Source organism: Chromobacterium sp. ASV23, assembly GCF_016428945.1.
In the GTDB taxonomy this organism is placed as follows: domain Bacteria; phylum Pseudomonadota; class Gammaproteobacteria; order Burkholderiales; family Chromobacteriaceae; genus Chromobacterium; species Chromobacterium sinusclupearum.
In genome coordinates this window covers 1-19,400 of record NZ_JAELTR010000022.1, presented here as the reverse complement: position 1 = coordinate 19,400, position 19,400 = coordinate 1, and the positions used below count along the sequence as shown (strand labels likewise).

The 19,400-nt window shown below is 64.2% G+C and carries 16 protein-coding genes; 4 read left to right on the top strand and 12 right to left on the bottom strand.

All coding sequences use genetic code 11. From position 1 onward, the window contains the following. Nucleotides 1-4 precede the first annotated feature (4 nt). The 6 genes from JHD59_RS10950 to JHD59_RS10925 form a co-directional block, all read right to left on the bottom strand. Nucleotides 5-2,692, bottom strand: a complete 2,688-nt coding sequence (locus JHD59_RS10950; RefSeq protein WP_103318751.1) for a DUF4118 domain-containing protein — start codon at nt 2,690-2,692, stop codon at nt 5-7. A 153-nt stretch (nt 2,693-2,845) separates the two neighbouring features. Further along, nucleotides 2,846-3,424 carry a potassium-transporting ATPase subunit KdpC gene (gene kdpC / locus JHD59_RS10945; protein WP_368671574.1) on the bottom strand — a complete coding sequence of 193 codons (579 nt, stop codon included), beginning with the start codon at nt 3,422-3,424 and terminating at the stop codon, nt 2,846-2,848. Between the two features lie 127 nt (nt 3,425-3,551). Continuing rightward, the gene (kdpB, locus tag JHD59_RS10940; RefSeq protein WP_199154281.1) at nt 3,552-5,597 is read right to left on the bottom strand and encodes a potassium-transporting ATPase subunit KdpB; all 2,046 of its coding nucleotides are present in this window, start codon (nt 5,595-5,597) and stop codon (nt 3,552-3,554) included. A gap of 101 nt (nt 5,598-5,698) precedes the next feature. Further along, the gene (gene kdpA, locus JHD59_RS10935) at nt 5,699-7,507 is read right to left on the bottom strand and encodes a potassium-transporting ATPase subunit KdpA (protein WP_103318755.1); all 1,809 of its coding nucleotides are present in this window, start codon (nt 7,505-7,507) and stop codon (nt 5,699-5,701) included. Between the two features lie 2 nt (nt 7,508-7,509). Further along, nucleotides 7,510-7,599 carry a K(+)-transporting ATPase subunit F gene (gene kdpF, locus JHD59_RS10930; protein ID WP_021476355.1) on the bottom strand — a complete coding sequence of 30 codons (90 nt, stop codon included), beginning with the start codon at nt 7,597-7,599 and terminating at the stop codon, nt 7,510-7,512. Nucleotides 7,600-8,009: 410 nt separating this feature from the next. After that, nucleotides 8,010-8,198, bottom strand: coding sequence for a hypothetical protein (locus JHD59_RS10925; RefSeq protein WP_011135152.1), 189 nt, complete (start codon nt 8,196-8,198; stop codon nt 8,010-8,012). Nucleotides 8,199-8,548: 350 nt separating this feature from the next. On the opposite strand from JHD59_RS10925, the gene JHD59_RS10920 reads away from it, so the two are divergent. Further along, complete coding sequence (locus JHD59_RS10920; protein WP_103318758.1) at nt 8,549-9,316, top strand: sulfite exporter TauE/SafE family protein; 768 nt, start codon at nt 8,549-8,551, stop codon at nt 9,314-9,316. 6 nt (nt 9,317-9,322) lie between these two features. Here JHD59_RS10920 and JHD59_RS10915 read toward each other — a convergent pair whose 3' ends face one another. From JHD59_RS10915 to recA, 6 genes are all read right to left on the bottom strand, one after another. Further along, on the bottom strand, nt 9,323-10,075 hold the full coding sequence (locus tag JHD59_RS10915) for an ABC transporter substrate-binding protein (protein WP_199154252.1): 753 nt from the start codon (nt 10,073-10,075) through the stop codon (nt 9,323-9,325). A gap of 487 nt (nt 10,076-10,562) precedes the next feature. Beyond that, complete coding sequence (locus JHD59_RS10910) at nt 10,563-11,045, bottom strand: GNAT family N-acetyltransferase (RefSeq protein WP_103318761.1); 483 nt, start codon at nt 11,043-11,045, stop codon at nt 10,563-10,565. Between the two features lie 112 nt (nt 11,046-11,157). After that, nucleotides 11,158-13,791: an alanine--tRNA ligase gene (alaS, locus tag JHD59_RS10905; RefSeq protein WP_199154251.1), complete on the bottom strand. Its 2,634-nt coding sequence runs from the start codon at nt 13,789-13,791 to the stop codon at nt 11,158-11,160. Between the two features lie 63 nt (nt 13,792-13,854). Continuing rightward, on the bottom strand, nt 13,855-14,313 hold the full coding sequence (locus JHD59_RS10900) for an SRPBCC domain-containing protein (protein WP_199154250.1): 459 nt from the start codon (nt 14,311-14,313) through the stop codon (nt 13,855-13,857). Nucleotides 14,314-14,316: 3 nt separating this feature from the next. Further along, nucleotides 14,317-14,772: a recombination regulator RecX gene (gene recX / locus JHD59_RS10895; RefSeq protein ID WP_199154249.1), complete on the bottom strand. Its 456-nt coding sequence runs from the start codon at nt 14,770-14,772 to the stop codon at nt 14,317-14,319. After that, nucleotides 14,772-15,827: a recombinase RecA gene (gene recA, locus JHD59_RS10890; protein WP_071110136.1), complete on the bottom strand. Its 1,056-nt coding sequence runs from the start codon at nt 15,825-15,827 to the stop codon at nt 14,772-14,774. Before recA ends, recX begins: the two co-directional genes overlap by 1 nt. 161 nt (nt 15,828-15,988) lie before the next feature. Here recA and hrcA point away from each other — a divergent pair, with 161 nt between their 5' ends. From hrcA to dnaX, 3 genes are all read left to right on the top strand, one after another. Continuing rightward, entirely contained in the window at nt 15,989-17,008 is a 1,020-nt protein-coding gene (gene hrcA / locus JHD59_RS10885; RefSeq protein WP_233164004.1) for a heat-inducible transcriptional repressor HrcA, read from the top strand. Nucleotides 17,009-17,060: 52 nt separating this feature from the next. Beyond that, the gene (gene mltB / locus JHD59_RS10880) at nt 17,061-18,101 is read left to right on the top strand and encodes a lytic murein transglycosylase B (RefSeq protein ID WP_199154248.1); all 1,041 of its coding nucleotides are present in this window, start codon (nt 17,061-17,063) and stop codon (nt 18,099-18,101) included. A gap of 96 nt (nt 18,102-18,197) precedes the next feature. Further along, a partial coding sequence (dnaX, locus tag JHD59_RS10875) for a DNA polymerase III subunit gamma/tau (protein WP_233164003.1) occupies nt 18,198-19,400 on the top strand: 1,203 nt, incomplete at its 3' end.

Here is a 19,400-nt window from a genome sequence, read left to right as displayed (position 1 = left end):
GGGTTCAGGCGTCTTCCGGCGGCAGCGCGGGCGGCGTGCCGGCCGGCAGGGTAAAGGAGAAGCGGGCGCCGTGCGGATGGAGGTTGCCTGCGTCTATGGTGCCGCCGTGGTTTTCGATGATGGCGCGGCAGATGGCGAGGCCCAGGCCGACGCCCGGCGTGGTGGACTCCGGCGTGCCGCGCGAGAATTTGTCGAAGGCTTTCTGTTCCATATTGGCCGGCAGGCCAGGGCCGTCGTCGCTGACCGAGATGCGGATCTTGTCGCCCTCATGCCGGGCGGCCAATTGAATATGCGAGCCGGCCGGCGTGTACTTGCCGGCGTTTTCCAGCAGATTGACCAGCACGCGTTCGATCAGCACCGCGTCGTACTCCAGCACCGGCAGATCGTTGCCCAGCTGCAGCTCCAGCTTATGGTTGCGCAGGGTGTGCTCGCAGGCGCGCACCGCGCTGCCCACCACTTCGTCCAGCAACTGCCATTCCTTGTTCAACTTGACGCCTGACTGCAGCTTGGCCATGTCCAGCAGATTGGTCACCAGCTTGTTCATCCGCATCGCCTCGTCCTGGATGGACTGCGAGATGTCGGCCTGCTGTTCCGGCGGCAGATTCGGCGAATTCAGCATATTGGCCAGGCCCAGCATGGTGGTCAGCGGGGTGCGCAGGTCGTGCGACACCACCGACAGCACGCTGTTGCGCAGCCGTTCGGACTCCATCGCCACGATGGCGTCTTGCGCCACCTCGACGTAGTGCACCCGTTCCAGCGCCAGGGCGATCTGTGCGGCGCAGGTTTCCAGCAGCCGCTGCTGCTCCGGCAGGAAGGCATGGATGGTTTCCTCCGGCAGCAAGGCGATGACGCCGCGGGTACGCATCGGCGCTTTCAGCGGCACATACAGCGCGGGATTGGACGGCAGGGTATTGGTGCCGAGGCCGGCCGGCTGCAGGTTGTCGAATACCCATTGCGCCACGCCGGTATCGGCGGCGCTGCCGTAATCGGTGGCGGTGCGCAGCTGGTCCTCGCTGTTCGGGATGAACAGCATCACTTTGGCGCGGAACAGCGGCTCCAGCCGGCCGACGGCGGTTTCGATGATCTGCGAGGCGGTCAGCGCGCCGGCCAGCTCGCGGCCCAGGTCGTACAGCGCGCGGGTGCGGCGTTCGCGGTAGGTGGCGATGGTGGCTTCGAAGCGGAAGCGCGCCGTCAGCTGGCTGATGATCAAGGCCACCACCAGCATCACGATGAAGGTCAGCAGATACTGGGTGTCAGATACCGCGAACGACAGCCGAGGCGGCACGAAGAAGAAATCGAAGGCCGCCACCGACAGGAAGGACGCCAGCACGCCCGGCCCGCGGCCGTAGCGGGTAGCGATCAGCACCACCGCCAGCAGGTGCACCATGATGACGTTGGACAAGGCGAAATAGGGCACCAGCAGATGATTGACGGCGGTGGTGGCGAAGCAGATGGCGGACGCCGCCAGATAGCCGCGTCTGGCCTTGCCTTCGTCGTCCTCGCTGAACAGCAGGCTGCGCACGCGTTTGCCGCGGCGGCTTGATTCGTCTTCCAGCTCATGCGCCACCACATAGATGTCGACATCGCCGGACAGCCGGGTCAGCTCGTTCACCAGCGAGCCTTGCCACAGCCGGACCAGCGGATTGCGCACCGATTTGCCTACCACCAGCTTGGACACATTGCGGGTGCGGGCATAAGCCAGCAGGGTGGCGGCCAGCTCGCTGCCGCCCAGCACTGTGGTTTCGGCGCCCAGTTCTTGCGCCAGCTTCAGCCCCTTGAGCACGCGCGCCCGCTGCTCTTCCGGCAGCCGCTGCAGATTGGGTGTTTCCACATAGACCGCGATCCAGTCGGCGTCCAGGTTGGCGGCCAGCCGCTTGGTGCTGCGGATCAGCTTCTCGGTGCCGGGGCCGGGTCCGACGCAGACCAGCAGCCGCTCGCGGGCATGCCAGACCGGGGCGATGGATTGATCGGCGCGGTAGGCGCGCATCTGCGCGTCCACGCGGTCGGCGGTGCGGCGCAGCGCCAGCTCGCGCAGCGCCAGGAGATTGCCCTTGCGGAAGAAGTTCTTGACCGCGCGCTCGGCCTGGTGCGGCAGGTAAACTTTGCCGGCGGCGAGGCGGGACAGCAGTTCGTCCGGCGGCAAGTCCACCAGCGAGACTTCGTCGGCCATGTCGAACACATGGTCCGGCAGCGTTTCCCTGACGATGATGCCGGTGATCTGGCCGACAACATCGTTAAGGCTCTCGAGATGCTGCACATTGAGAGTGGTGTAGACGTCGATGCCCGCGGCGAGCAGCTCCTCCACGTCCTGCCAGCGCTTGGGGTGGCGCGAGCCGGGCACGTTGGAGTGGGCGAACTCGTCGATCAGGATCAGTTGCGGCTGGCGTTCCAGCGCCTTGTCGATGTCGAATTCCGACAGCGTGCGGCCCTTGTACTCGATCTGGCTGGGCGGCAGCACTTCCAGCCCGTCCAACTGCGCCGCGGTTTCCTTGCGGCCGTGGGTTTCCACCACGCCGACCAGCACTTTGACCCCTTCCTGTTGCTTGATGCGAGCGGCGGCCAGCATGGCGAAGGTCTTGCCGACGCCGGCGCAGGAGCCGAAGAAGATTTTCAGCCGGCCGCGATTAGCCTGCTCCTCCTCGCGTTTGAGTTCATCTAGCAGCGCATCGGGATCAGGACGGGTATCAGACATGAGGCATCCTATTGTTCAGCCACAGAAACACACGGAATCACACGTAAATGAGCCACGAAATCCACGAAACGACACGAAATGGCCAGGCGAGCCGCCTTGGGGGAGCCTTTTCGTGTCCTTCCGTGTGTTTCCGTGGCTAAAAGAACCGGACGGTCAGACTTTGCGGGCCAACTGATCCAGCGCCAGGTTCAGCTCCAGCACATTGACGCGCGGCTCGCCCAAGAGGCCGAAGGTCTCGCCGATGATATGGTCATCGACCAGCTTGCGCACGGCCGTTGCCGGCAGTTTACGCGCGGCGGCCACGCGGTCAACCTGATAGTAAGCCGAGGCGACGGAAATTTCCGGGTCCAGGCCGCTGCCGGAGGCGGTGACCAGGTCCACCGGCACCGGGCCGGTCTGGGTCGGGTGCGCCTTGCGGATGTTGTCCACATTGCCCTTCACCGCGTCCAATTGGGCCTTGTTGGTCGGGCCCAGGTTGGAGCCGCCGGAGTTGCCGGCGTTGTACGGCATCGGGCTGGTGGCCGACGGACGGCCCCAGAAATACTGCTCGCCGCTGAAGTTCTGGCCGATCAGGCGCGAGCCCACGACCTTGCCGTCTTTTTCGATCAGGCTGCCGTTGGCCTGCGCCGGAAACACCGCCTGGGCGATGCCGGTGGTGACCAGCGGGTAGGCCAAGCCGGTGAGCAGCGACAAGCCGCCGAAGATCACCAGCAGGGGACGAATGATTTTCACGATAATCCTTTCCATTCTCTTGGCGCGGCGCCCGTCGCCATCTTGGCGGCGGCGGGCTGGCCCGCGCCCGGTTCCCGGCATGCCGGGGTGATGCCCCGGACCGGGTCCGGGAACCTTAGATTGCCTGTTACACCAGACCCAGCGCGCCCAGCAGCATGTCGATGATCTTGATGCCGACGAAGGGCACCAGCAGGCCGCCGAGGCCGTAGACCAGCAAGTTGCTGCGCAGCAGCTCGGCCGCGCTCTTGGCGTGGTACTTCACGCCCTTCAGCGCCAGCGGGATCAGGAACACGATGATGATGGCGTTGAAGATCACCGCGGACATGATGGCCGAGGACGGGCTGTTCAGGCCCATCACGTTCAGCGCGTTCAGCTGCGGGTAGGTGCTGGCGAACGCCGCCGGGATGATGGCGAAGTACTTGGCCACGTCGTTGGCGATGGAGAAGGTGGTCAGCGAGCCGCGGGTCATCAGCATCTGCTTGCCGATTTCCACGATCTCGATCAGCTTGGTCGGGTTCGAGTCCAGGTCCACCATATTGCCGGCTTCCTTGGCCGCCTGGGTGCCGGTGTTCATGGCAACGGCTACGTCGGCTTGGGCCAGGGCGGGGGCGTCGTTGGTGCCGTCGCCGGTCATCGCCACCAGCTTGCCTTCGGCCTGATGGCTGCGGATCAGCTTCAGCTTGGCTTCCGGCGTGGCTTCGGCCAGGAAGTCGTCCACGCCGGCTTCGGCGGCGATGGCGGCCGCGGTCAGCGGGTTGTCGCCGGTGATCATCACCGTCTTGATGCCCATCTGGCGCAGCTCGGCGAAACGCTCCTTGATGCCGCCCTTGACGATGTCCTTCAGCTCGATCACGCCCAGCGCGCGGTTGCCTTCGGCCACCAGCAGCGGGGTGGAGCCGCGGCGGGCCACTTCGTCGGCGCTCTTGGACAGCGCGTCCGGGAACTGGCCGCCTTGCTCGGCGATGTGGCGGCGGATGGCGTCGATGGCGCCCTTGCGGATCTGGCGGCCGTCGTAGTCGATGCCGGACATCCGGGTTTGCGCGCTGAAGGCGATGAAGCTGGCTTCATGGCTGGCCAGTTGGCGCTCGCGCAGATTGAACTTCTGCTTGGCCAGCACCACGATGGAGCGGCCTTCCGGCGTTTCGTCGGCCAGGGAGGCCAGTTGCGCGGCGTCGGCCAGGTCTTTCTCGCTGACGCCCGGCGCCGGAATGAAGGCGGAAGCCTGACGGTTGCCCAGGGTGATGGTGCCGGTCTTGTCCAACAGCAGCACGTCCACGTCGCCGGCGGCTTCCACCGCGCGGCCGGAAGTGGCGATCACATTGGCGCCCATCATGCGGCTCATGCCGGCCACGCCGATGGCGGACAGTAGACCGCCGATGGTGGTCGGGATCAGGCAGACCAGCAGCGCCACCAGGGTGGTGATGCTGATCGGCGAGCCGGCCTTGACCGCGTCCACGCTGAACAAGGAGAACGGCAGCAGGGTGACGGTGACGATCAGGAATACGATGGTCAAGGCCACCAGCAGAATGGTCAGCGCGATCTCGTTCGGCGTTTTCTGGCGCTTGGCGCCTTCCACCATGGCGATCATGCGGTCGAGGAAGGTTTCGCCCGGGTTGACGGTGATTTTCACCACGATCCAGTCGGACAGCACGCGGGTGCCGCCGGTGACGGAGGAGAAGTCGCCGCCGGATTCGCGGATCACCGGCGCGGATTCGCCCGTGATGGCGGATTCGTCAACGGAGGCCACGCCTTCGATCACTTCGCCGTCCACCGGGATCACGTCGCCGGCTTCCACCAGCACGTAGTCGCCTTTGCGCAGGCTGGTGCCGTCCACGATGCTCTTGGCGGCGCCGTGGTTGCCGCCGGCCAGCTTCTTGGCCACCACATTCTTCTTGGCGGAGCGCAGGCTGGCGGCCTGGGCTTTGCTGCGGCCTTCGGCCAGCGCTTCGGCGAAGTTGGCGAACAGCACGGTGAACCACAGCCACAAGGCGATGCCCAGGATGAAGCCGGAGGAGGCCTCGCCCTGGCCGGCCAGCGACTGGAGCCACAGCGCGGTGGTCAGAATGCTGCCCACGTACACCACGAACATCACCGGGTTGCGCCACTGGGTGCGCGGCGACAGCTTCTTGAACGAATCGACGATGGCGGGTTTCACCAGCGCCGGATCGAACATGCCCTTGCTCGCGCTCTTGTGGCCGGCAGCGGCAGGTTCCGCTACCAGGGTCTTTGAATGATTCTTGTCGTTCATCTCGAGTTTCCTTGACTGACTGGCGCTTAGTGGACGGCGAGCATTTGCAGATGCTCGACTACCGGGCCCAGTGCCAGAGCCGGAACATAGTTCAACGCGCCTACCAGCAGCACGGTGCCGATCAATAACACCACGAACAACGGACCATGGGTCGGCAGGGTGCCGCTGGTGACGGCCAGGCGCTTCTTGGCTGCCAGCGAACCGGCGATGGCCAGGATCGGCACGATCATGAAGAAGCGGCCAAAGAACATGGCGATGCCGGTGGCGATGTTGTAGAACGGCGTGTTGGCGGACAGGCCGGCGAAGGCGCTGCCGTTGTTGTTGGCCGCGGAGGTGAAGGCGTACAGGATTTCGCTGAAGCCGTGCGCGCCCGGATTGGCGATGCCGGCCTTGCCCGCTGCCATGCTCACGGCGATGGCGGTCAGCGCCAGCACCAGGGTCGGGGTCACCAGGATGGTGATCGCGGTCATCTTCATCTCGTAGGTTTCGATCTTCTTGCCCAGGTACTCCGGCGTGCGGCCTACCATCAGGCCGGCGATGAACACGGCCAGGATGGCGAAGATCAGCATGCCGTACAGGCCGGAACCCACGCCGCCGAACACCACTTCGCCCAGCTGCATCAGGAACATCGGCACCATGCCGCCGATCGGCGTCAGCGAGTCGTGCATCGCGTTCACTGCGCCGCAGGAAGCGGAGGTGGTCACGGCGATGAACAGCGAGGTATCGATGATGCCGAAGCGCGCTTCCTTGCCTTCCATATTGCCGCCGGACTGCAGGCTGCTGGCTTGCTGGTCGATGTGCAGCGCGTTGTACTGCGGCACGCCGGCTTGCTCGGCGTTGGTTTCCACCACTACGGCGGTGGCGAACATGATGGTCATCGCGGCGAGGATGGCCCAGCCTTGGCGACGGTCGCCCACCATGCGGCCAAACAGGAAGCACAGCGCGGCCGGAATCAGGAAGATCGCGATGTCCTGCAGGAAGTTGGCGAACGGAGTCGGGTTTTCAAACGGATGGGCGGAGTTGGCGTTGAAGAAGCCGCCGCCGTTAGTGCCCAGCATCTTGATGGCTTCTTGCGAGGCCACCGGGCCCATCGGCAGGGTCTGCGTCTGGGTGGACTTGTCTTCCATCACCGGCTTGCCGTCTTTGCCGGTCACCGGATTGCCCTTGGCGTCAACCTTGGGCTGCTGGTACTTGGTCACTTCCAGCGTATGCACATCCTTGTAGGCGGACAGGTTCTGGATGACGCCCTGCTGGGTGAAGACCAGCGCCAGTACCAGCGCCAGCGGCAGCAGGATGTACATGGTCAGGCGGGTGATGTCCACCCAGAAGTTGCCGATCTTGCTGCTGTTGTGGCGGACAAAGCCGCGGATCAGCGCGATCACCACGGCGGCGCCGGTAGCGGCCGACAGGAAGTTCTGCACGGTCAGACCCAGCATCTGGGTCAGATAGCTCATCGTGGTTTCGCCGCCGTAACCTTGCCAGTTGGTATTGGTGATGAAGGAGATGGCGGTGTTGAACGACGAATCCGGCGATACGGCGGCCATTGCCTGCGGGTTGAACGGCAGCGCGCCTTGCAGACGCTGCAAGGCGTAGACGGCGACCGCGCCCAGCACGTTGAACAGGATCAAGGCCACGGTGTAGCCGCGCCAGCCCATTTCCTCATCCTGCTTGATGCCGGCGAGGCGATAGAAACCGCGTTCTAGCGGCGCGAAAAAGCGTACCGGACCGACGTTTTCCCCCTGCATGATGCGCGTCATATACGCGCCCAGAGGCCAGGCCAGTGCGACCAGCACGGCCAGGAACAGCCCCAGTTGGAGCATGGCGGGTGTTGTCATGATTAGAAATTCTCCGGTTTGACCAATGCGTAGATCAGATAGACGAACAGTCCAAGCGCCAGCAGGGCGCTGATCAGGTACCAGGCAGTCATTGCTTGCCTCCCAGTCGGTCACAGGCTGCGATCAGCAGCCAGGTCAGTGCGCAGAACAGCGCGACCAGGCCCAGATAAAGCCAATCCATAGTGAAAATCTCCATGCGTAATGTGCGATGTGGAAGGTAATCAAACCGGCGTCAAAAACCTGATAAAAGCGAGATGCCTCGTGTAAAGAAAGTATAAAAATTATCTTTATTGGCCATTTTTTAGGAAAAAAATTCCTCTGTCGTCGTATTGTTGGAATTTTTTTAGGCGAAAAGCGGCGCGCTGCGTCAAGTCAACGCTTTGCGGATACGTGATTTCCGGGGTGCAAGAACGGGATGGGATGGTGTAAAGAAAAATACATGAGGCGCGCCGCCATTGTGGGCGGAGGCAGGTGGGCGGGGCCGTGCGGCCCCGTCAAGGTTTCAGAACAGATCGTCGCAACGGTCGGCTAGGAAGCGGGCGTCGTCGCGGTCGTGGGCCCGTTGCCGCACTTTCTGCTGGCGCGACCTTTCCTCGTCGCTCAGCTGCGGTTTGGCCACGGCATAGAGGAAGCTTTCATGCTGGTCTCGGGCCTGTTTTCTACGAACGCTCAGGGGGATACGAGAAATCATCCTGCACCTTTCGATCTCGAAACGTGGACTTCTCAGGGCGATCCTGACGGCTGGCGCGGACGTGGCCGGCAAGCTGGGCGGGCTGCGCCCTGACTGTATCAAGTTGACGCGATTTGTTCGGTTTGTAAAGGCCTTGGGTGTAAATCAGGCGGCGATTGTGGCGTTCCATGTCATTTTGTTTCGATTAAAACTTAGCCCACTGTTGTTACGGCGCCGTGATGCCGCGATGAAACTTGCAGGGTAAGCTAGATATATGTTTTAGAAATATATTGTTGTATCAAAACGATCTAAATTGTTATAAGCAAACCGCGTAGCATCAGTTGATTATTGCAGGATAAATGAGGACGGCTATGGATCTGGGATACACGGTGGCGGGGCTGGCGGTTGGCTTTATCGTCGGGCTGACCGGCGTGGGCGGCGGCTCGCTGATGACGCCCATCCTGTTGTGGTTTGGCATTTCGCCGGCCACGGCCGTCGGCACCGACCTTCTGTACGCCGCGCTGACCAAGGCCGGCGGGGTGGTGGTGCATCATAGGCAGCGCCATATCGACTGGCGCATCACGCTGCAGCTGGCGCTGGGCAGTGTGCCGGCGGCGCTGTTGACGCTGGGCCTGCTGTCCTGGCTGCATGTGTCGCCGCGCATCATGGACGAAATATTCCGCTTTGTGCTCGGCCTGGCCTTGCTGCTGACTGCGGCGGCCATATTGGGCAAGCCTTGGCTGATGAAGGTGGGTGGGCGCCATGTGGCCAAGCTCGGCGTGGGCGAGCGCTGGTGGCCCACCGCGCTGGTGGGGGCGGTGCTGGGGGTGCTGGTGACGCTGAGCTCCATCGGCGCCGGCGCCTTGGGCACGCTGGCGCTGTTCATGCTGTATCCGGCGCTGTCCACCTCGCGTCTGGTGGGGACGGAAATCGCCCATGCGGTGCCGCTGACGCTGGTGGCCGGCCTGGGCCACGCCAGCATGGGGCATCTGGATTGGCTGCTGCTGTTGAAACTGCTCAGCGGCTCGCTGCCCGGCATCTGGCTGGGCAGCAAGCTGACCGGCAAGCTGGCGGACCACTGGCTGAGGCCGGCGCTGGCGGTGATGCTGGCGCTGGTGGGCGGCAAGCTGGTGTTATAAGCCGATTCAGGGATGGGTGTAGCGCTTCAGCAGAGAGGCGTAGCGGCCATCCTGTTTGATCTTGTCCAATGCCGCCTGCAGACGCGCGACGTATTCCGGCTTGCTATCCTTTTGCAGCGCGAAATAGAACTGCGTGCTGTCATCCAGCACTTGCACCGAATCCAGCCGCTCCGGGTCCTGGCCCTGTTGGCGCGCGGCGTAGCGCTGGAACAGCGCCACCCCAACCGTGTACGGCACCCGGTGCGCGTACAGCAGCTTGGCCGACTGCCCTTCGTCGTTGGTCAGCACCAGGTTTTGGTTTTCTGAAAACCCCCGGTCTTCCATCATCTTTTGCCCGGGCGTGTCGCGCGCTACCGCCACCCGCGCGCGCCGCGCGTCCTCTATCGAGGTGTACGGCAGCGCCTTGGGGCCGCCCAGTCGGAATAGCTCAATCGGCAAGGGCAGCGCCGGTCCCACCCATTTGAACAAGTCTTCGCGTTCCGGCGTGCGCACGGTCAGGTACAGCACGGTATTCGGCACCTGTTGCGCCTCCCGCAGCGCGCGGCTCCACGGCTTGATCTCAATGGTGGCGTGCAGGCCGCTTTCGTGCAGCATCATCAGCAGCAACTCATTGGAGAAGCCCTTGTAGTCGCCATCTTGCTGATAGCTCAGCGGCGGCAGGTTTTCGGTCAGCGCGTAGAGTTCCGGCGGGGGCTGGTCCGCCTGGGCGGATAACAGCTGGCAGCAGCAAGCGAGCAGGGCGAGCAAAGGCAGGCGCATGGCGCTCCCCTCGACGAAGTGGATACGTGTTTCCACTATAAGCAGGCGGTTGAGCGCAGGCAAAAAAAGCCCCGGGAGGTCCCGGGGGCATCAAAGCAAACAACAAAGGAGAAGCCATAAGAAGCATGTGTATATTATTTAACTCTGATTTTTCATGGCTTGATATGAAACAAACTTACAGGGCTTTGCTTCAAATTAGTGATCGGCAGGATTAGGGGCTGTTGACGTTTGGTGAGTGGATCGCGTTTGCGCCGATTTGGACCGGAAGCAAGGCGCACAGTCCGACGCATAGCATTCTACGCAAGGGCTGGGCAACGTGGCTTCCGGCCCAAAGCGGCCAAACCCGCAGGGCCGGGCGCCTTTCGCGCCGACTCTTCGTTGTTCCGCGCTGGCAGAGAATGACTATGCGGCGCGCGAAACGCCTCGATTCGGCGCAAAACGCATCCCGGCGCGACCGCTCTCCAAACGCCAACAGCCCCTAACAGGTTCAGGCGGCTAACTGCTTGCTCAATACCACGCGCTCATCATCCACCTCGGCGGCGTAAGGCTGGCGCTCGATCTCCTGATAACCGAGGCGCTGATAGAACGCCAGATTGCCCGGCAGGCGGCGGCGGGTTGCCAGCCGTATGCGTTGCACGCCTTGTTGCCGCAGCTGCGCTTCGGCGTGGTGGAGCAGGGCGGAACCCAGGCCTAGGCCTTGCAGTTCCGGGTGGGTGCAGACGCGTTTGACCTCGGCGCAGCCATCGTCCGGCGGCAGCACCAACAGGCAGGCGGCCAGTTGCCGTTTCTGCCAGGCCAGGAAGATCTGGCTGCCGCTGGCGAGGTGGCCGGTCAGGCTGGTGACGGTTTCGTCCAGCGCGGTGGGGCGGCTGGGAAGCGTGGCGGCCAGCGGGGCGAATGCCTGCTGGATCAGGTGACAGACGGCCGGTAGGTCATCCCAGTCGGCAAGGCGGAATTCGATGGTTTCCATGGCAGGCTCCTATTGACGGGATTGAGCGCATTTTGCAATCGAATTGTTACCGAATAAAAAACGGCCACATGATAGTCATGCGGCCGTTTCGTTTGCGTGCGGTTTGCGCGGCTTACAGCTTGGTCATCAGCCAGTCCGGCAGGCTTTGCAGCGCAGCCGGCAGGTTTTCCGGCTGGGTGCCGCCGGCCTGGGCCATGTCCGGGCGGCCGCCGCCCTTGCCGCCCACTTGCGTGGCGACTTGGTTGACCAGCTCGCCGGCCTTGACCTTGCCGGTCAGGTCCTTGGACACGCGGGCGATCAGGCTGACCTTGCCTTCGTTGACGCAAGCCAAGAGCGCGATGCCGCTTTCCAGGCGGTCCATCAGCTTGTCGCTCATCTCGCGCAGGGTGGCGGCGTCGACGTTGTCGATGCGGCTGCCGACGCACTTGACGCCGTTGATGGTGCGCATGCCGACGCTGACCAGTTCGTCCAGTTGGCCGAAGGCCAGCTGGCCCTTCAGCTGCTGGGCTTCCTTTTGCGCGGCTTTCAGTTCGGCTTGCAGGCGTTCGATCTTGGCGATCAGCTCGCCCGGCTGCGCTTGCAGCGCGCTGGCGGCGGTTTTCAGCTCCGCTTCCTGGGCCTGAACCCAGGCGACGGCGCCTTCGCCGGTCACGGCTTCGATCCGGCGCACGCCCGCGGCGACGCCGCTTTCGGCCACGATCTTGAACAGGCCGATGTCGCCGGTGCGCTTGACGTGGGTGCCGCCGCACAGTTCGGCGGAGAAGTTGCCCATGGTCAGCACTCGGACTTCCTCGCCGTATTTTTCGCCGAACAGCATCATCGCGCCGGATTTCTGGGCGTCTGCCATGCTCATCAGCTCGGCCTTGACCTCGACGTTATGTGCGATCACGCGGTTGACCACGCGCTCCAGCTCGGCGATCTGTTCCGCCGTTACCGGCTCGCCGTGGGCGAAGTCGAAACGGGTGCGTTCCGGATTGACCAGCGAACCCTTTTGCGCCACGTGGCTGCCCAGCACATGGCGCAGCGCCGCGTGCAGCAGGTGGGTGGCGGAGTGGTTGCGGGCGCTGGCCAGACGCTGGTGCAGGTCGATGGTGGCGGTGACGCTGTCGCCGACCTTCAGCGCGCCGCGGGCGAGCACGCCCTTGTGGCCGAAGACCGCGCCCTGGATCTTCTGGGTGTCGGCCACGTCGAACAGCGCGTCGATGCCGCCTACGGCGGAGATTTCGCCGACATCGCCGACCTGGCCGCCGCCTTCGGCGTAGAAGGCGGTGTTGTCCAGCACCACGATGCCTTCGTCGCCGGCGGACAGCGCCTCAACCGGCTCGGTGCCCTTGTACAGCGCCAGCACCTTGGCTTCCACGCTGCTCTTGTCGTAGCCGTGGAAGCAGGTGTCGTCGCCGCTGTAGCTGAGCTTGCCGGTCATCTTGAAGGTGGAGCCGGCGCGGCCGCGCTCGCGTTGCGCTTCCATGGCGCGCTCGAAGCCTTCCAGGTCGGCGTGGATGCCGCGTTCGCGGCAGATGTCGGCGGTCAGGTCCACCGGGAAGCCGAAAGTGTCGTACAGCTTGAAGATGGTTTCGCCATCCAGCTCTTTTTTGCCGCCTTCCAGCGCGGCGTCCACCAGCGCCATGCCGTTTTCCAGCGTCTCGGCGAACTTGATTTCCTCGGCGCGCAGCGCGTCTTCGATCTGAGCCTGCTTCTCGCGCAGCTCCGGATAGGCGTCGCCCATCTCTGCCGCCAGGTCGGCCACGATCTTATGGAAGAACAGGCCCTTCTGGCCCAGCTTGTAGCCGTGGCGGATCGCGCGGCGGGCGATGCGGCGCAGCACGTAGCCGCGGCCTTCGTTGGACGGCAGGATGCCGTCGGCGATCATGAAGGAACAGGCGCGGATGTGGTCGGCGATGACTTTCAGCGACGGCACGTCCTGGCTGTAGGCCACGCCGGTTTCGCGCGCGGCGGCGCGCACCAGGCAGGCCAGGCCATCGGTTTCAAAGTTGGACTTGACGTGTTGCAGCACGGTGGACAGGCGCTCCAGGCCCATGCCGGTATCGACGGACGGCTTGGGCAGCGGGTGCAGCACGCCGGATTCGTCGCGGTTGAACTGCATGAACACGTTGTTCCAGATTTCCATGAAACGATCGCCGTCTTCGTCCGGGCTGCCCGGAGGGCCGCCGGCCACGTCTGCGCCGTGGTCAAAGAAGATTTCGGTGCACGGGCCGCAGGGGCCGGTGTCGCCCATGGTCCAGAAGTTGTCGGACGCGTACGGCGCGCCCTTGTTGTCGCCGATGCGGACGATCTTGTCGGCCGGCAGGCCGACGGTCTTGTGCCAGATGTCGTAGGCTTCGTCGTCGCTGGCGTACACCGTCACCATCAGACGGTCCTTCGGCAGGGCCAGCCATTGTTCGCCGGTGAGGAATTCCCAGGCGAAGGTGATGGCGTCGCGCTTGAAGTAGTCGCCGAAGCTGAAGTTGCCCAGCATTTCGAAGAAAGTGTGGTGGCGCGCGGTGTAGCCGACGTTTTCCAAGTCGTTGTGCTTGCCGCCTGCGCGCAGGCATTTCTGGCTGGTGGTGGCGCGGGTGTAGTCGCGCTTTTCAAAGCCCAGGAACACGTCCTTGAACTGCACCATGCCGGCGACGGTGAACATCAGCGTCGGGTCGTTGCCCGGGATCAGGCTGCTGGAGGCGACTACCTGGTGGCCTTTGGAGGCGAAGAAATCCAGGAATTTCTGGCGAATTTCAGAGGTTTTCATGATTTTTGGTCAATTTTCAAAATCTGGTCCGGGCGCCGTGCCAAGACGAATCCGTCGATTGTGTCAAGCTGGAGCCTGGCTGGCAAGCGCTTCGCAGCGCCGTTTCAGCGCCTGGTTCATCAGCACGAAGCCGCTGCGGGCGTTGTCCAGCAGCGCGCCGCCGATCAGAGGCAGCAGGATGCCGGAAAAATCCTCGCCGTGATGAAAGCGGGTGCCGCCGTCTGCCAGCGCTTCCAGCCGGAAGTAGTGTTCGCCGTCGAACAGGCCCGGCAGCAGCAGTTTGCCGCGCCAGCGCAGTTGCTGCGCGGCGGCAAACGCCATCAGCCGCGGCCGGAAGGTCATGCGCCGGCCGCCGGGCGGATGAATGGTGGCCACCAGGCTGGCGCCGGTTTCGCGGCGGCCGTGCAGGCCGACGATGAACGGGTTCCATTCCGGGTAGCGCGGCCAGTCGGTCAGCACCCGCCATACCTGATCCGGAGCGGCGGCGATGTCGATCTCGGTGGCGATGCTGCGCTTGGCCATGGCTCAGTCCTCGTAGAAGTCGTCGTCGGCGCCGGCGATCACCTGGCGGATCACATCCGTCGGGAAGCCGCGTTGCGCCAGAAAACGGTACTGTTTGGCTTTTTCCGCGGCGTCGGCCGGCGGGCGGCCGAATTTCTTGCGCCACTGTTCGCGCGCGCTGGCCAGATCGTCCTGACCGGCCAGGGCCTGGCGTATGGTGTCATCGTCCACGCCGCGTTGGCGCATTTCCTGCGACAGCCGGCGGCTGCCGAACTTGCCGCCCTTGCTGGCGGCGAATTGCTGGGCGAAGCGGCTGTCCGACTGCCAGTTGGCGGCCGCCAGCTCGTCCAGCACGGCTTCCAGCTGTTCCATGCTTTCGGCAAAAGGCGCGAGCCGCCGGACCAGCTCGCGCCGGGAATACTCCCGGCGCGACAGCAGATCGGCGGCCCGCGCCTTCAGGCTTTTGCCGCTTGAGGCCATCAAGCGTCGAGGGCGTCGTCGACGAATTCTTCTTCGTCGGCCTGGCCTTCGGTGATTTCCACCTTCACGCCCACCGCTTCGCGGATCTTGCGCTCGATTTCTTCGGCGATGGCCGGGTTGGCCTTCAGCCACTCGCGGGTATTGTCCTTGCCCTGGCCGATCTTCTGGCCGTTGTAGGCGTACCAGGCGCCGGACTTGTCGATGAAGCCGTGCTTGACGCCCAGCTCGATGATTTCGCCTGCGCGCGAAATGCCTTCGCCGTACAGGATTTCGAAATCAGCCTGGCGGAACGGCGGCGAGACCTTGTTCTTCACCACTTTGACGCGGGTGTCGTTGCCGATCACTTCCTCGCCCTTCTTGATGCCGCCGGTGCGGCGGATGTCCAGACGCACGGAGGCGTAGAACTTCAGCGCGTTGCCGCCGGTGGTGGTTTCCGGGTTGCCGAACATCACGCCGATCTTCATGCGGATCTGGTTGATGAAGATCACCAGGGTGTTGGTGCGCTTGATGTTGCCGGTCAGCTTGCGCAGGGCCTGGCTCATCAGTCGGGCTTGCAGGCCGACGTGGCTGTCGCCCATTTCGCCTTCGATTTCCGCCTTCGGCACCAGCGCGGCCACCGAGTCCACCACGATCACGTCCACGCCGCTGGAACGCACCAGCATGTCGCAGATTTCCAGGGCCTGTTCGCCGGTGTCCGGCTGCGAGATCAGCAGGTCTTCCACGTTTACGCCCAGCTTCTGCGCGTAAATCGGGTCCAGCGCGTTTTCCGCGTCGATGTAGGCGCAGGTGCCGCCCAGCTTTTGCGCTTCGGCCACGACTTGCAGACACAGGGTGGTTTTACCGGACGATTCCGGGCCGTAGATTTCCACCACGCGGCCGCGCGGCAGGCCGCCGACGCCCAGCGCCAGGTCCAGGCTCAGCGAACCGGTGGAGACCACCTGCAGGTTTTCGTTGATCTGGTTGTCGCTCATGCGCATGATCGAGCCCTTGCCGAACTGCTTTTCAATCTGGGCCAGGGCCGCGGCCAGCGCCTTGCTCTTGTCTTCGGATGCCATGCTGTCTCCAAATGGGGTAGGTCGGACCAATAATGGGGCGATTATCGCAGAAAACCAGAGGGCTAACAGCAGCTTGCCGGCCATCCGGCGCGTGCCATAGTCGTAAACCCGCGCGCCGCCCCCTTTTGGCGCGGTTCAGGATGTGTACAATGGGAGACATGATGAACGAACGCGCCCAACATCTGCTGAAAGCGCTGATCGAGCGCTACATCGCCGACGGTCAGCCTGTGGCCTCCAAGGCCCTGTCGCTGCTGCCCGGCGTGGAACTGTCTTCGGCCACCGTGCGCAATGTGCTGGCCGATCTGGAAGGCATGGGCCTGATCGCCTCGCCGCATACCTCGGCCGGGCGGGTGCCCACCGCGCGCGGCTACCGGCTGTTCGTGGACCGCCTGCTGACCATCCGTCCGCTGGACCAGGTGTCGCTGCAGGAACTGGAGCATAATCTGCAGCCGGACAGCCCGCAGCGCATCGCTCAGGCCGCCTCGTCCCTGCTGTCCGAATTGACCAGCTTTGCCGGCGTGGTGCTGACGCCGCAGCGCAGCGATGTCGCTTTTCGTCAGATCGAATTTCTGCGCCTGTCCGAACGGCGGGTGCTGATGATACTGGTGACGCTGGACGGCGATGTGCAGAACCATTTGCTGGTGACCGAGCGCGACTACACGCCGAGCGAGCTGATCGAGGCCGGCAATTTCATCAACCAGCATTACGCCGGCCAGGGGCTGAGCGCCGTCGCGCAGCGGGTGGAGAGCGAGCTCAAGCAGCTGCAGGGCGATATCGCCGAATTGATGTCCGCCGCGGTGATGCTGGGGCGTCAGACGCTGGCGCAAAGCGGCGAGGACGTGGTGGTGACCGGCGGCTCGCGCCTGCTGCAGGTGCATGACCTGTCCGACGACCTGTCGCGTTTGCGCGAGCTGTTCGGCGTGTTCGAGCGCAAGACCGAGTTGCTGAAGCTGCTGGCGCAGGGCCGGGAGGCGAGCGGGGTGAACATTTTCATCGGCGAGGAGTCTGGCGTGGTGACGCTGGACGAATGCTCGGTGGTCACCGCGCCGTATTGCATCAACGGCCAGGTGGTCGGCACGCTGGGCGTGGTCGGCCCCACCCGCATGGCTTACGAACGCGTCATTCCGATTGTCGACATCACCGCGCGGCTGGTCAGCAACGCGTTGTCGTTCCGTGAGTGAGCTTGGCGCCTGCGCCCGGAATTTGGGATATCCAACTGGAAAACAATACACCATGAAAATCATGCAGAAACTAGCCGCCGCGGCTGCCCTGGCCGCGCTGGCGTTTTCCGCCGCCCCGGCTTTCGCCGACGCCGACTTCCTCGCCCGCCCCGATGTGCAGCGCTATATCGACGAGCAAGTGGCCAGCGGCCAGTTCAACCGCCCCGAGCTGGAGGCGGTGTTCGCCAATGTCGAACTGAAGCCGAATATCATCCGCATTCTGGACAAGCCGTCCACCTCGCGGCCGTGGTACCAATTCCGCGCCACCACCGTCAACGAGAGGCTGATCGCCGACGGCGTGGCCTTCTGGCAGGCCAATGCCGACGCGCTGGCGCGCGCCGAGCGCCAATACGGCGTGGCGCCGGAGGTGATCGTCGCCATCCTCGGCGTGGAGACCCATTACGGCCGCAACACCGGCAGCTTCCGGCTGGTGGATTCGCTGTCCACCATCGGTTTCGACTACCCACGCCGCGCCGCGTATTTCCGCGGCGAGCTGACCCAATTCCTGCTGCTGGCCAAGGAAGAGGGCAAGGACCCGCTGACGCTGAAGGGTTCCTACGCCGGCGCGATGGGCCTGCCGCAGTTCATGCCGTCCAGCTACCGCAAGTGGGCGGTGGACTTTGACGGCAGCGGCCACCGCGACATCTGGAACAATCCGCACGACGCCATCGGCAGCGTGGCCAACTACTTCCAGCTGCACGGCTGGAAGCCCGGCGACGACGTGGTGGTGCCGGCCAGCGTGGTGGCCGGTCCGCAGATCGATCAGCTGCTGGCCGACAAATTCAATCTGCACTACACGGTGGGCGATCTGCGCAAGATGGGCGTGGCGCCGCAGGCGCCGTTGGCCGACGACGTGCCGGCCGTGCTGTTCTCGCTGGAGTCGGCGCCGGGCGTCACCGAGTACTGGCTGGGCCTGAACAATTTCTACGCGATCACCCGCTACAACCGCAGCACGCTGTACGCCAAGGCGGTGCAGGAGATCGCCAGCCAGCTGCGCCAGCGCTACTTCGCCGAACTGGCGCGGCAGCAGGAGCCGGCCTCGGCCGGCATGTAAGCCGCAGCCGCTCTCTTTTCCACCGGCGCCGTCCATCGCGGCCGCGCCGGCGAAACCTGTCGCCTTGCGCGGCAATTGCCATTAAAATCCGCCCCCATGAGCTATCAAGTCCTTGCCCGCAAGTGGCGTCCCAAGCGCTTCGCCGACCTGGTCGGCCAAGAGCATGTGGTGCGCGCCCTGTCCAACGCCCTCAAAGAGCAGCGGCTGCACCACGCCTATCTGCTGACCGGCACCCGAGGCGTAGGCAAGACCACCATCGCCCGCATCCTGGCGAAAAGCCTGAACTGCGAAACCGGCACCACCGCCGAGCCTTGCGGCGAGTGCCAGGCCTGCCGCCAGATCGACGCCGGCCGCTTTGTCGACCTGCTGGAAATCGACGCCGCGTCCAATACCGGCATCGACAATATCCGCGAAGTGCTGGAAAACGCCCAGTACGCGCCGACCATGGGCCGCTTCAAGGTCTACATCATCGACGAAGTGCACATGCTGTCGAAAAGCGCCTTCAACGCGATGCTGAAGACGCTGGAGGAGCCGCCCGGCCACGTCAAATTCATCCTGGCCACCACCGATCCGCAAAAAGTGCCGGTCACGGTGCTGTCCCGCTGCCTGCAGTTCTCCTTGCGCAATATGACGCCGCAGCAGGTGTCGACGCACTTGGCCCATATGCTGGAAGTCGAAGGCATTCCGTACGAGGCGCCGGCCTTGGCCTTGCTGGGCCGCGCCGCGTCCGGCTCCATGCGCGACGCGCAGTCGCTGCTGGATCAGGCCATCGCCTATGGCCTGGGCGAAGTGAGGGAAGACGGCGTACGCGCCATGCTGGGCGCGGTGGACCGCCGCTATCTGTTCAGCCTGCTGCAGGCGCTGGCCGCCTCCGATGGCGCGGCGCTGATGGCTGAGGCCGACAAGCTGGCAGAGCGCGGCATCAGCTTTGACGCCACCTTGTCCGAATTGGCGGTTTTGCTGCAGCAACTGGCGCTGGCGCAGACGGTGCCGGCCGCGTTGGCCGACGACGAGCCGGAGCGCGAGGCGATTTTCGCGCTGGCCGACGCCATCGCGCCGCAAGACGTGCAGTTGTACTATCAGATTGCCATCCATGGCCGCAAAGACCTGGCCTTGGCGCCGGACGAACATGCCGGCTTCAATATGACGCTGCTGCGCATGCTGGCCTTCCATCCGGCCCGCGCGCCGGCGGAAAGCGCCGCGCCCTGTCTCTTATACACATCTCCGAGCCCACGAGACTCAAAAAGGGGGGGGGGGGGGGGGGGGGGGGGGGGGGGGGGGGGGGGGGGGGGGGGGGGG